The 14133-nt window shown below is 34.0% G+C and carries 11 protein-coding genes and 1 pseudogene; 3 read left to right on the top strand and 9 right to left on the bottom strand.

The window, feature by feature from the left end; genetic code table 11:
* Positions 1-243: 243 nt before the first annotated feature.
* A complete protein-coding gene (mgtA, locus tag B6C99_RS00690; RefSeq protein WP_086358056.1) occupies positions 244-2952 on the bottom strand; it encodes a magnesium-translocating P-type ATPase in 2709 nt (902 codons plus the stop codon).
* Between the two features lie 698 nt (positions 2953-3650).
* On the opposite strand from mgtA, the gene B6C99_RS00695 reads away from it, so the two are divergent.
* A complete protein-coding gene (locus B6C99_RS00695) occupies positions 3651-4337 on the top strand; it encodes a hypothetical protein (RefSeq protein ID WP_086358057.1) in 687 nt (228 codons plus the stop codon).
* Positions 4338-4394: 57 nt separating this feature from the next.
* On the opposite strand, the gene B6C99_RS00700 is transcribed toward B6C99_RS00695, so the two are convergent.
* The 8 genes and pseudogenes from B6C99_RS00700 to hutW all read right to left on the bottom strand — a co-directional run.
* A complete protein-coding gene (locus B6C99_RS00700; protein ID WP_086358058.1) occupies positions 4395-6311 on the bottom strand; it encodes a DNA topoisomerase III in 1917 nt (638 codons plus the stop codon).
* A gap of 103 nt (positions 6312-6414) precedes the next feature.
* Entirely contained in the window at positions 6415-6585 is a 171-nt protein-coding gene (locus tag B6C99_RS13155; RefSeq protein ID WP_158092411.1) for a hypothetical protein, read from the bottom strand.
* A gap of 34 nt (positions 6586-6619) precedes the next feature.
* On the bottom strand, positions 6620-7621 hold the full coding sequence (zntB, locus tag B6C99_RS00705) for a zinc transporter ZntB (protein ID WP_158092412.1): 1002 nt from the start codon (positions 7619-7621) through the stop codon (positions 6620-6622).
* 87 nt (positions 7622-7708) lie between these two features.
* The gene (locus tag B6C99_RS00710; RefSeq protein ID WP_216819332.1) at positions 7709-8482 is read right to left on the bottom strand and encodes a heme ABC transporter ATP-binding protein; all 774 of its coding nucleotides are present in this window, start codon (positions 8480-8482) and stop codon (positions 7709-7711) included.
* Positions 8483-8498: 16 nt separating this feature from the next.
* Positions 8499-9485 (bottom strand): iron ABC transporter permease, encoded by a 987-nt coding sequence (locus B6C99_RS00715; RefSeq protein ID WP_086358060.1) that lies wholly within the window; start codon positions 9483-9485, stop codon positions 8499-8501.
* A 21-nt stretch (positions 9486-9506) separates the two neighbouring features.
* Positions 9507-10145 carry an NAD(P)H-binding protein gene (locus B6C99_RS00720; protein ID WP_086358061.1) on the bottom strand — a complete coding sequence of 213 codons (639 nt, stop codon included), beginning with the start codon at positions 10143-10145 and terminating at the stop codon, positions 9507-9509.
* A 16-nt stretch (positions 10146-10161) separates the two neighbouring features.
* The gene (hutX, locus tag B6C99_RS00725) at positions 10162-10662 is read right to left on the bottom strand and encodes a heme utilization cystosolic carrier protein HutX (RefSeq protein ID WP_086358062.1); all 501 of its coding nucleotides are present in this window, start codon (positions 10660-10662) and stop codon (positions 10162-10164) included.
* Between the two features lie 125 nt (positions 10663-10787).
* Positions 10788-12092 (bottom strand): annotated as a pseudogene (gene hutW, locus B6C99_RS00730) (heme anaerobic degradation radical SAM methyltransferase ChuW/HutW); the annotation flags it as partial.
* Positions 12093-12386: 294 nt separating this feature from the next.
* Here hutW and B6C99_RS00735 point away from each other — a divergent pair.
* Both B6C99_RS00735 and B6C99_RS00740 read left to right on the top strand, forming a co-directional pair.
* Positions 12387-13199, top strand: coding sequence for a hemin ABC transporter substrate-binding protein (locus tag B6C99_RS00735; protein WP_158092413.1), 813 nt, complete (start codon positions 12387-12389; stop codon positions 13197-13199).
* Between the two features lie 389 nt (positions 13200-13588).
* The gene (locus B6C99_RS00740) at positions 13589-13960 is read left to right on the top strand and encodes a TonB-dependent receptor (RefSeq protein WP_086358065.1); all 372 of its coding nucleotides are present in this window, start codon (positions 13589-13591) and stop codon (positions 13958-13960) included.
* Positions 13961-14133 lie beyond the last annotated feature (173 nt).

The following is a 14133-nucleotide window of genomic DNA, read 5'->3' on the forward strand; positions in this document are numbered from 1 at the left end:
TTGATTAGTGTAATTAAATTTTTGTGTGGGGTTTTCATTTTTTAATCCTCTTGTTGTTATTGTTAAATAAATGCTCCTTAAAATATTTTAAAGATGCTGATTAAATGTATAAATATTAGTTTATTAATAATAATGTATAAACGCTTTTTCAATGATGGCATTACTATAACATAATAGTTCAATATTTATACATCTTTTAGTTTATGATGTAAATATTATTTCTTACATCAATTCTTGAATTAATTAGAACCATTGTCCAAAGCGTTTGATGTAAATTCGCTTCATCAATTGTGCAACAAAACAGTAACATAATAACGTGCCTACTAACCATGGGAAATATGACCATGGTAATGGTTGCAGACCAATTAAACTACCAATTGGTGAGAACGGAATATAAATTCCTACCGCCATTATTAGCATTGTCATTACGATTACAGGAAATGCTGCTGTACTTTGAATAAATGGTATTTTTTGTGTTCTTAACATATGTACAACTAAAGTTTGTGATAATAAGCCTTCAATAAACCAACCGGAATGAAATAACGATTGGGCTTCAATACTATTAGCACTGAATACAAACCACATTAATGCATATGTTGTAATATCAAAAATCGATGATGTTGGGCCAATCCAAATCATGAAACGACCAATATTTGGGGCATCCCATTTACGTGGTTTCTGTAAAAACTCTTCATCCATCTTATCCCATGGTAATGATAATTGTGAAATATCATATAACAGGTTTTGGATAAGTAAATGAATCGCCAACATTGGTAAGAATGGTAAAAATGCACTCGCAACTAATACCGAGAAAATATTACCAAAATTAGAACTAGCCGTCATATTAAGATATTTCATTATATTGCCGAAAGTTTCACGACCGCAGATCACGCCTTCTTCCAACACCATTAAACTTTTTTCAAGTAGAATAATATCAGCCGATTCTTTAGCTATATCCGTTGCGGTATCAACAGAAATACCAACATCGGCATCACGTAAAGCTGGTGCATCATTAATACCATCACCTAAGAAACCAACAGTATGACCATTATCTTGTAATAATCGAATAATTCTGGATTTTTGTAACGGAGTTAGTTTGGCAAAAATAGTCCTTTGCTCAATTTGCTGTTTTAACTCATCATCATCCATTTTTTCAATTTCAGTACCTAATAAAGGAATACCAGGTTCTAAGCCAACTTCACGACAAACTTTAATAGTGATAATTTCGTTGTCACCAGTTAAAACTTTAACCGCAACACCATGTTCGTTTAATGCTGAAATAGCCTCATAAGCACTCTCTTTTGGTGGATCTAAGAATGTTAAGAAACCACGAATAGCCAATGCTTTCTCGTCTTGGACATTGTATTGCGTTTTAGTTTGTTCTGCTGAAATCTCTTTGACGCCAACAGCTAATACTCTAAAACCGTCTTTATTATAATTATGAGCCAGTTCAATTAATGCTTGTTTTCGTTTTTCATCTAGTGGTAAATATTCTCCATTTTCATAGACAAAATCAGAAATAGATAACATTTCTTCAACAGCACCTTTACAGATCATTAAGTGATTATCGTCATTACCTTGTACCACTACCGATAAGCGACGACGCACAAAATCAAACGGTAATTCATCAATCTTACGATAAAGACCAACGCCGACTTTTTTAACACTGGTTTTTTCTTCTGCAAAACGAATGATAGCCTTATCCATTAAGTTTTTCATTCCGCTTTGATAGTAACTATTAAGCCATGCAAGTTGTAAAACAGCGGGATCAACTTGACCATTAATATCTAAATGGTGTTCTAAAATAATTTTATCTTGAGTTAATGTGCCAGTTTTATCAGTACATAAAATGTCCATTGCACCAAAATTTTGTATCGCATTTAAGCGTTTAACCACCACTTTGCGTTTTGCCATTCCTACCGCACCTTTTGCAAGGTTGGCGCTAACAATCATCGGTAACATTTCAGGAGTTAAACCAACCGCAACAGCTAATGCAAATAAAACAGCTTCGCCCCAATCACCTTTAGTAAAACCATTTATTAGTAAAACAATCGGAACCATTACTAACATGAAACGAATCAATAACCAACTCACGCTATTTACGCCGCGATCAAAGGAAGTTTCAGCTCTGGAACCTACTATAGATTTTGCTAACGAACCAAAATGTGTATCCGCACCAGTTGCCACAACAATCGCTTTTGCCGTTCCACTGACCACATTGGTACCCATAAAACAGATATTATTTACATCGAGAACATTATCTTTATCAATATCGGCTGGGTTAATCTCTTCAGTTGTTTTTTGCGATACCGCACCTAAAGTATCGTATTTCTCAACTGGAATTGATTCACCGGTTAATACGGCTTGGCTGACAAATAGATCTCTTGATTCGATTAAACGAATATCCGCTGGAATCATGTCGCCGGCAGATAAAAATACAATATCACCGGGGACAATATCACTTAGAGGCACTTCGATATGTTCAGCTGGCATATTTTTATTTGGCCGACGCAGAACTGTAGCTGTGGTTCGAATCATCGATTTGAGTGCCTCGGCAGCTCTATTTGAGCGAAACTCCTGCCAAAAACGGAGTAAGCCGCTTAATGTTACCATGGTTAAAATGATAATAATGCCTGTTAGATCAGTTTCTTCACCACTTTGTAGTGGTAACCAATAGTCAGTCACAAAACTAACTATAGCTAGTATCAACAAGACAAAAATAAATGGATTTTTGAATGCTAATAACAACTGAATAAAGGCAGAAGGAACTTTTTCCCGAGCAACTTCATTTTTACCATATTGTTCCAATCTTGATTTTGCATTTTCTTGGGTTAAGCCAGAAAGGCTTGATTGAAATTTAGATAAAATGTTATCTAGACTGTTTTGAGCTTCCTCAAGTGCTTTTATAGTTAAAGTATTTTCTGTCTTTACTTTAGATGTGTTTTTAATCATAGTTGGTACCTATCTATATTTTTTAGACAAAAGAAACCTATTCCTTAGTTAAACATAACAAGGCGTAAATAAGTTTTAATTGACCAAAATTTAAATGCAAAGCAATAACTAGCCATTAAAGCTAATGCTTGGCACGAAATAAAATTATTAAAAAATAAATTTAATTAAGAATTAGATACAACTAGGTGGCTCTAAATGTTTATCAGTAAGATACAATACTCGTAAAAGTACTTTATGAGCACAATGATGTTTTGAGTTTGTGTGATAGCGTGTAGAAAACTGCATATCGTTCACCGTTACCGTTTTTATCAATTTCGGCTCGTGAACTGAAAAAATTACTATTTAGACAGGTTCATTAACCGATAATGATGTGTTTGAATTTATCTCCCCACATTTTGGGGTGACCCGATTGAGTGTCCATATTTCTCCTGTAAATTGAACTCATCACTTTGTATTTCAACTTTTCTTAACCATCATTTTTAACCACCTTATAGTTAAAAAAATAAGAAAAGCTCAAAGGCGAGCACTTTATACGCTTTTAAATTTAAGAAGTCAACTTAATATGCAAAATTAAACTTGTGACTGCCTAAAAACAGCACTAATAATGCGGTTATTAGAAAATATTGTATAGAATTAATACCTGTTTTATACAATATCAGTTACAATTGCCCAATTGTCATCAACATTGGTTAATCTGAATGGATCTTACACAACTATTACAAGATAATTGGTTTAATTTATTTCTTATTTTTACGCTCTCTTTTGTTGGCTTTATTTATAAAAAAAACACGCCAAAAAACTACTTTGACAATATTATTAAATATGCAGATATTTTAGAAAAAACACCACAACCAAATTATCAAAAAGATTATTTAAATAACATTAAGAAGAAACTAATTTGGGAAAAAGTCTGCTTCTATAAATCAGGTAATATTAATAAAGAGAGAATTGCTATCTCATTGGTTAATGCTGATAAACATAACATTATTGAACTATCACAATTAAATCAATTCACTCAATATTTTGCTATCGAACAAAATCGAATTACGCTACTAAAACCTTTTTTAATTAAAGAGGTAATTTTAAGTGCCGCTGTTTGTCTGTTTACATTTATTATGTTAATAACCAATTTGCATACTATCTTTAAATCAGCTTGGATTGTTAATGTGATTATTTCTCTATTAACAATTTTTATTATGATTTTTATAATTAGTCAATTTGCTAAAGGACCATTAAAAAGATTAAATACTTATCGCTTAATTTTGAAGGATAGTGACTTTTTAAGCAGAGCAAATCAAGAATTTACGAATATACTTGCTGAAAATCAGGAACTAAATGAGTCTATCGTTTCACAAGAAGTTGCAAATGAAGAATCAACAGACTAACTAAAATTGTTTGGATTTATCAATTAAAAGGATAATCAATAATTGCGATATTATCGATTATCCTTTTTTCATATTTGGGGATGAAGATTGAATTTTCAAGCGTGAATGTTTTAGTTGTTCAACTAGGCTCAGCAAAGATGAATTTAATTGATACATAAACTGCTGATAGCTAAACTCCTTCTTACTAATTTCTTCTAGTTGCAACTCCCAATGAGCTGTCATATCTGGCATTGAAACACTTTCGGGTAATGATAGAATTAAATTCTGACCAATTGGTGTTGAACGTATTGATTTACCTTGTCTGGTCAAAAATTGTCGTTTGAATAAAAGTTCAATTATTCCTGCACGTGTCGCTTCAGTGCCCAACCCATCTGTTTCGCGTAAGATTTTTTTTATCTCAGGGTCTTTAACAAATCTTGCTATACCCGTCATTGCTGAAAGTAAAGTTGCATCGGTAAAAGGTCGTGGCGGTTGTGTTTCTTTACTAAGTAACTCTGTATCAATACATTGTACTAATTCGCCTTTTTTAACTAGTTTAGTTAATAAACCATTGTTCTCGTCACTATCTTTATCACTATCGGCTTGATAATTCTTACTTCTAAATAAAACTTTCCAACCTTCATCTAACATTTGATTGGCTTTAGATGTAAATTTACCACCACCAATATCAACATCTATTTGTAATTCGGCATATTTATAAACAGGATAAAATTGTGCCAAATATTGTGTTGCTATCACTTGATATACTGCTTTCTCGTTAGTCGATAAATTATCCATTTTGGTTTTACGTAAAGTTGGAATAATGGCATGGTGTGCTTCAACTTTTTTATCATTCCACGCTTTAGAACGTAAAGTGAAATCAGCATCATTAACCGCAGTTTGCAGTTCTGAACAATTGTTTTCGATGGCAGCTTTTACACCATTAATCTGTTTTAAATGTTCTTCTGGTAAAAAACGACAATCGGAACGAGGATAAGTAATTAACTTATGTTTTTCATATAAAGATTGGCAGATATCAAGCACTTCTTGCGCACTTAAACCATTCCTTTTTGCCATTTCAATTTGTAGAGCTGATAAATTAAACGGCATTGGTGGCGCTAATTCTTTCTTCTTGTTACTGACTTTATCAATAATGCCCGACTGATCTTTTATTCGTTGGCAAACATTTTCAGCCAACCGTTTAACCAAGACACGACCTTCTTCATCCTGATAAGGTGCACAAGCTTCACTTGGTTGCCATTTGGCTTTAAATATTTCATTATGTTTGGTTTGTAATATAGCAAATACTTCATAAAATGGTTTAGGAACAAATTGGGTTATCTCTAAATCACGTCTAACGACTAAGCCTAAAATAGGTGTTTGAACTCGGCCAATAGATAAAACGCCTCGATAACCATTACGTTGACCGACCAGAGTACAAACTCGGCTCATATTCATGCCATACAGCCAATCAGCCCTCGCTCGAGCTAATGCCGAAGTAGACAAAGGAATAAAGTCTTGGTTACTACGTAACTGTTCAAGTGACTTTTCAACAGCACTGGCATTTAAATCACTAATCAAGCAACGCTGAATAGTTTTACGTTTTTCTGGTGTTAGCTGACAATAGTTTAGCACTTCGTCCACCAATAACTGCCCTTCGCGATCTGGGTCACCAGCATGAACAATCTGATCTGCAGATTTAATCAAATCCACTAAAATATTGAATTGCTTTTCAGTACTACTTTTAGGCATCAATATCCATTTATCAGGCACTATAGGCAAATCATCAATTGCCCATTTTTTATATCGTTCATCATATACTTCAGGCGTGGCTTGTTCTAATAAATGGCCAATACACCAACTAACAACATCACCATTACTGGCTTTTATAAACCCATTCCCTTTTTGATGAGGTTTTGGCAAAACATCAGCAATAGCCCTAGCTAAGCTGGGCTTTTCAGCAATAAATAAGCGAAAAGATTGATTAGACTGCATAATAATTATTATTAATCATAAATTTTAATTGGAACAATGTTAGTATCATGCTTAAAATATCTTTGTGAAATATAACTAATCTGTTCAGGCTTCGGTTTAAAAACTAAAAAAACAAGCAACCAATATTGATTGCTACCGAATTAGCTTGTAATGCGTTATCTGTATAAGCATTGTTTAGATCTTTTTGCCTATCGGCGATTAAAAATGATTGTGGTACGCTTGCAAATAACGACTTAATATTCTGTTTACTCCTAATCTCATGAATATTCATCATATTTTATTTATATTTATTTTAAAAGTTAATTTCTTTACCACCATTTTTTTAGCTTAAGCCATAAAACAGATACTATGCTAATCACAATTAATAGTACGATTAAGCCAACAAAAGACCACTCTTTTTCATTAAAAGGAATACCGGCTAAATTAACCCCAAGTAAACTTGTTATAAATGTAATTGGCGTAAAAATAATGGTAAATAGTGACATTAAATAGATACGCTTATTAGTCGATTCAGCTAGAATACTATTTATTTGTTCCATAACTGAACCAATCCTTATTAGGCAACTATCAATTTCAGAAACATAATGATTTTGTTGATTAGAGATATCATGAAGCCGTTGACGATCGTTGTCATCAATCCAAGATATTCTTTCGGTCGAAATTTTTACAAAAATATCACGCTGTGGCGAAAGCAGACGACGCAGTATGAAAAGTTGTTTGCGCACTCTGCCAATTTCTTTATGGGAAAAAATTCGCTGATTTAATAATAAATCTTCTAATTTTATTATCTTATTGTGAACACCATCAAAAGATAAATTCACTTGATCACAAATTAATTCTGAAAGTTGTATCAGCCAATCAGCAACATCAACAGGACCAATACCTTTTTCTAAATTTTCTTTTAATTTAACGATTGCATCTATTTTTTGATGCCTGGTTGAAATAATCAAATTATCGGTAATATAAAAACGAAAAGTAACAATAGGATCAGGTAGTTCATTTGGAATAAAGTTTACCCCTTTCAATACCACTAAAATACCTGAATCACAACGGATCTCCTTTGGAAATTGATTAGCTTTAATTAACTCATTTTTAACAAGATCAGGTATTAAATTTGTTTGATTAATCCAATTAATAGTTTCACTTTTAGCAAAATCCAGATGTATCCAATATGGTTGATTAATAGAAGCTTTAGTTTTATCGTTTAAAGGATTTGCTTTTCCTTTACCATCCAATTGGCAACTAAAAACAGGTTGTGCTGCAAGGAGATCTGAAACCAAAATAGAGTTATCGCTATTTTCATTAATCATTATCAGCCCCATTTATTAATTTTTGCTTAATTATATACCGATTTTGAACAAAATTGCAGCGTATCAATGATTTTCTAGTTCTACTATTTAAGGGTTCAAATAAATTTGCGGTATCGATGTATGATGTGGATGATTAAAAATACCGATTTCAACACCATACCATCGATGAATATTTTCAACAGTTAACACCTCGGTTGGTGCCCCTTGTTCAACAATTTTTCCTTGGTTAACCAAAATTATTTTGTCAGCATACAAAGCTGCTAAATTCAGATCATGCAAGATGCAACACACAGCCAATTGCTGCTTAACTGCTAATTGCTTCAATAAGCGTAAAGTATGTTGTTGATGGTAGAGATCAAGCGCTGAGGTAGGTTCATCTAAAAACAGTAATTTTTCATTCGGTTCTGGTTGCCATAATTGGGCTAAAACTCTAGCCAATTGAACTCTTTGTTGTTCGCCACCGGATAAACCTCGATAATCTCGGTCGGCAAATTGCAAACAATCGGTTTGAACCATGACTTCATGAATTGATTGATCAAAATGCATTTTACCATAAGGCGCTCGCCCCATTGCAATCACTTCTTTTACTTTAAATGGAAAAGTAAGTTGGCTTTGTTGAAGCATTACGGTTCTTATTTTTGCCAATTGCTTTTGTGGCCACTGTGATACTGGACGACCTTGTAAATAACACTCACCTGATAACGGTTTTTGATAACCAGTTAATAGACGTAATAAGGTCGACTTACCGGCACCATTAGGACCGATGATAATAACAATTTCGCCCGCATTTATTGATAAAGATACATCATTAATGATCATGCGACTGCCATAACCAAAGGTTAAATTTTTAGCGGTTAACACAATAAATCTCCATGCGTTATTTATGTCTCAGAATAAGCCAAAGAAAATACGGGCCACCAATTAAACTGGTTAAAAGGCCTACAGGGATTTCCGTTGGCGCAACTAATGTTCTCGCTAAAGTGTCCGCTAATAAGAGCAAACATGCGCCACCAAGTGCCGAACCCGGTATTAACCATTTATGATTGGCACCGATTTGTAAACGAATCATATGAGGAACAACTAAACCAACAAAAGCAATAATGCCACTAACCGCCACTGAGGTACCAATTAACACGGCACAAAGTAATAAGAGATAACGTTTAATACGTTCAACATTGATACCTAAGTAATGGGCATCTTCATCGCCAAGTTGTAATATGTTGAGCTGATGAGCCAGTTTGATGACGCCAAATAATGCAGGAAAAATTAAAGAAATGGATACGAATACCAGATCCCAAGACCCTTTACCTAAATGTCCCATTGACCATAACGAAAGTTGACGTAATTGTGATTCATCACTGATGTAACTAAGTCCGCCCATTACTGCGCCAATGATGGCATTAATCGCTACACCTAACAGAATCATCTTCGCAAGGTTGCATTGCTCATTAAGACTATAAAGATAGATCAAAACACAAATAAATAAACTACCGGCAAAAGCTGCTACCATTTTGCCATAAAGCATCATAATGGGCGGAAAAACAGCAGGAAATAAGATCGTTATACCCACCATAAGGCTTGCGCCACTGCTAATACCTAATAAACCAGGATCGGCTAAAGGATTTCTGAATAAGCCCTGCATAACAGCGCCAGCACTCGCTAATGCCATGCCGACCACTACCGCGAGTATAATTCTAGGTAATCGGATATTGCACCAAATATTCCATAGAGGATCATCAAATGACATACTCATTAATTGAGTAAAGGATAATTTTAATGCTCCCGAGTTTGCCGAATAGATTATTAAGATTAACAATAAAGCGAATAATCCCAATAACAATATTTGTGGACTAGATTTGCGCACCGATTAACCTCATAAATCTAATTAATAATTTACCGTAAGGCTTGGGTCAACAACACTATATGCACGATTATCAAATTGTTGATTTGCAATTTTATCCATGATTATTTTGGCTAATTCTTTACGATATACGAAACCGTGAACTTCTTGAGCAAAATAGCATTGGCCGTTATTGGTTAATTCACCATCGCGTAAACCGCCGGGTCTTAAGATCACATAATTTAATGTACTCGTTTGTAACCAAACTTCTGCCAAGGATTTTTCGCGCACCGCATCACCAAATGCTTGTTTAGCTCGTAAGGATAAGGTTGACCATGAATCACCACAACCAAGTGAGGTCACCAATATCATTTGTTTGATCCCTATTTGTTCAGCGCAATCAATGATATTACGCTGCGCAATATAATTGCCGGTTTCGCCGCCCAAAGTTGAAATAATGGTTGCATCACAACCAGCTTGCTTACCAATTTCCTTGACTAATTTAACGTCGGTCGCATCACCTACATAGGTTTCAATATTTTGTTGAGCTAATTGTTTTGCAAAGTCAGCATCGCGGACTAAAGCAATACAACGCCACTCTGGGTGGCATTGTTTGATTAATTGCGATACTTGATAACCAGTTCCTAACTTGGCGCTAACACCAAAAATAATTACTGTTTTCATGTTATTATTCTTCAAATTAATTAATTTTTTTGGCTAACGCTCTAAATTTTTCTAGTTGATCGGCTTTTAATTGATGCTTTTCATCACGGCCAACGAAAATTTTAAACATGGATTGACCTAAATGGTTGAGGAAAATCATTGAAGCAGTCGACATTTTCATAAATTTTCTTTCGATAAATGCAATATATTGACAATGTTCTGCTTTGATATGACCGCTTAACCCTTTTTGGTGACGTAAATTAAAGTATTTTTGGCTATGTGTTCCCGGTGGTAATTCACCTGAAATTTCAGCAATAACGTCACCAGTGTGAACTAAAAATAATACATCACCCCAAGTGGTTACTTCTTGCCAAATTTCATCAAAATGGCTGCCATCAACAATTTTAGCATCTGGTATTGCTTGGATTACTTGTGTTAGCGTGACTTTATGATCTTGAGCGATTTTTTCTAACAGTTCTTCTGGATTAGATTGCATATAAGCTGCAAGGTTATCTAAAAGGGTTTGTTTTTCTGCCATAGTAATTTCCTTTAATTTTTTGTTTTTACTTGGATGTTTTGCATATGTGGATGAGATTTAGGCATACCATTACCTTGTTGCATGGCTTGTCTAGCTTGGGCCATCTTCTGTTGTAATTCGATATGTTCTGGATTATTAAGTTGCAATAACAATTGCTGCAATGCTTGAACTATATTACTCGACCAAAAACGTCCTGATAAAGTTAGGCGTAAACAACGATCTTCATTTTGCAGCAAACCGACTTCATGCCATTGCTTGATAAGTGGATCAAAGAGTTCAGATTGATTGGTTAGTTGCGTTAAATCTACTCGCCCTTTTTCTATACCAGCTTGTAATTTGTGCAACCAGTCACCCACTAAAGGTTTGCCAGTTAACATCATCAACGGTTTTTTACCTTGGTCTAATAAAGCATAATATTGACTCAAATCTCGATGGATCATAAAAGATTGTCCGTCTAGCTTTCCACCAGCACAAGAACCGAATGCAAAAAAGTGAGAGCCTTGTTTTATCAAAAAATTATATAAATTTCGTTCGCGACTGGTTTTTGCCCAATGAGCATTAGTTAAATGGGTCCAACCTTGTTTAGCTAAATATTCAGCACCTTGATGGTAAAAATTGCACTTATCAGTAACCGATGGGATCGCGATTCGATTATTTTCCACCCCTTTAGCTAATGGTGTGGTCGGCAAGAGATTTAAAGAATAAAGATCAACCCCATCAAGTGGCAATTGATCAGCAATTTCTAAATCTCTTTGCCATATAGCCGGTGTCTGGTTAGGTAAGCCAAACATCAGGTCACAAACTAATGCAACACTATCACGCGCAGCAATACGTTCAAAACCTTGAATAATCTCTTTTTCAGATGATTGGCGTCCCAATCGTTGTCTAATTGCAGTATTGAAGGTTTGAATACCTATCGAAAAACGATTTGCGCCAGCTTCAATATAACTATCAATTTTATCTTCATCAAAATCAGAAATTCGCCCTTCGACCGTAATTTCACAATCAGGCGCTAATGGTGCATGCTGTTTAAAATAACTTATTACACGTGCTAATTGTCCTACCGCTAACGCTGAAGGTGTACCTCCACCAAAATAAATAGCGTGAATTGGCGCCGACTGCATAGCTTTATTATTTATTTCGAGGGATATTTCTTGTAATAAATAATCAATATAAGTCTTGCTATCAAACTTTTTTAATGGGTTTTGATAAAATCCACAAAATTGACAATGAATATCACAAAAAGGAATATGTATGTAGATCAGTCGTTTTTTTCCAGACAAATCTGAATTTTGCAGGACACTCCATTGCTGCTCTAGTTCTTGCGGTGGTACTGGTAGGCTTGCTTGTAATGGCATCACTGCCCAACGATCTTTAAAAGGTAAAACTGAATTTGAAGCGTAAAACGCACTTACATCAAATGATTTCATAACATCCATTCATAAAAATAATCTCGGTGAATTAAATAATAATTATTATCATTTATCAATATTTTTTTAATTTTTTTGCTGTTTATTTATCCTGAACTAAATATTTATTTAATAACTGTTCAATTTGCATCCTAATTCTGGATGTTTTTTAAAAATTCTATTCAATCCACACCCTACTTTGTCAAAGTTGATATTGATAATTTTTTTCATTATAGTGTTCTGTCTGATTTAAAATTGTGGTCGATGACTCAAGTGATAAATAAAAATTTCATAAACAAAATCTGGTTATTTTTGTTGCTCTTTAGCCTAAATAGCCTAATCAATTTAAGCTATGCAAATGAAAGAATTGTTGTTGCTGGTGATGCTTTGACAGAAATCGTTTTTGACCTAGGTGCTGGAGAAGATATCGTTGGGGTGGATGGTAGCAGTCGATATCCAAAACAAGTTAACCAATTACCACAAATTGGTAATGTAAAATTGTTAAATATTGAAGCAGTTTTATCCCTCACACCATCCTTGGTTATTAGTTTTGATGATGCGGAAATCGCTAACGTACTGAAAAAGATTTCCCAAGCAAAAGTCGAAGTTTTAACGCTTAAACGTGTTCCAAGTACAGTAGAATTACTGTATGAAAATATCAATAAAATTGCCGCTAAATTAGATAGAGCAAAGGAAGGACAAAAACTGATTAAGCGAATCCAAAATGATCTTTCGCTAATTCAAAACAGAACAGCTACTCGTCGACAAAAAACCAAAGTTTTATGCCTCATGAATATGGAGGGAAACATTTTTATAGCAGGAAAAAATACCGCTATCGATGCATTAATTACCATCGCTGGTGGTGAGAACTTGGCAACACATAATAGTGTTAGAACTTATACTAGTGAATCACTAATTGCGATGAATCCCGAAGTTATTATTTTAACTAACCATTCAATCGAAGAGTTAGGTGGCTTTGACAAAATTAATACCATTCCTGGTATTACCGAAACAGATGCATATAAAAACCATGGCATTGTTATTATCGATGATAGCTATTTATTTGCAATCGGACCGAGAGTTGTTGAGGTAGTATTTAAACTGTTTAACGGTTTTTACCCTGAATAAAACTTCATTAAGTAATTTCTCTATTTTAATAATATTTTTAGCAATTGAAGCAAGAGATGAGCATTTTTTAATAAATTATGTTTGAAAGGAGAACCAAATTCTGGCGTGACCTTTTCTTCTTCAACTTTTTACAATTAATATAAAAATTTCATTGCTTATACCCGTTATAAAAAAGACTTTTTTGGCATGGGTAACCGAATTGTTTATCAAGCTAAAAACGGGATAAAGCTTATATTTATGGCGCTGAATTAAGCAGTGAACTCAATATAGGTAAATGGATTGAACCAGCTAATGGTTTAACCGCTAGATTGGCAATAGGTTATAACCAAGGTAAATCAAAATCAAGCTATTTACCTGATAAATACGTTTAAATGGATTCCATAGCCCCCATGAAGAGTGTGATTGGTTTAGCATGGGATGATGCAAATAAATTTTATGGGCTAGCGCTTACTGCCATACTGCAAAAAGGCAAAAAAGCCAAAGCAACTTCTCGTGAAAGTTATAGTAATGATGGTAAACCAATCTCTAATTCTAAAGACGATTATTTTCGAATAGCTGTCCATGGCATTATTGATTTAACCGGTTATATCAATATCACTAAAAATATCAAATTAAGTGGCGGGATCTATAATCTTACTGATCAAAAATATTGGGATTATCTCAGTAACAATAAATTATATAGCACTGCCGATCATAACTATCTAAATATGTTTTCCGCGCTGGGTAGAACTTTCCAGTTAGGTTTGAATATTGATTATTAATTCAAAACACGAACAAAAACATCTCCTACTTTTGGATGTGTTAATTTAAAGTTTATTTTTCGAGTTAAAAAAGGATCTAAAATTCATTGTAAATTGCCATCAATTAACATATTAATCCTTTGTATTGACCATAATATGGTTATTGAGTTAAAAATTCTGACAATTTTTATAAA

Source organism: Gilliamella sp. N-G2 (assembly GCF_002142215.1).
Classification (GTDB): domain Bacteria; phylum Pseudomonadota; class Gammaproteobacteria; order Enterobacterales; family Orbaceae; genus Gilliamella.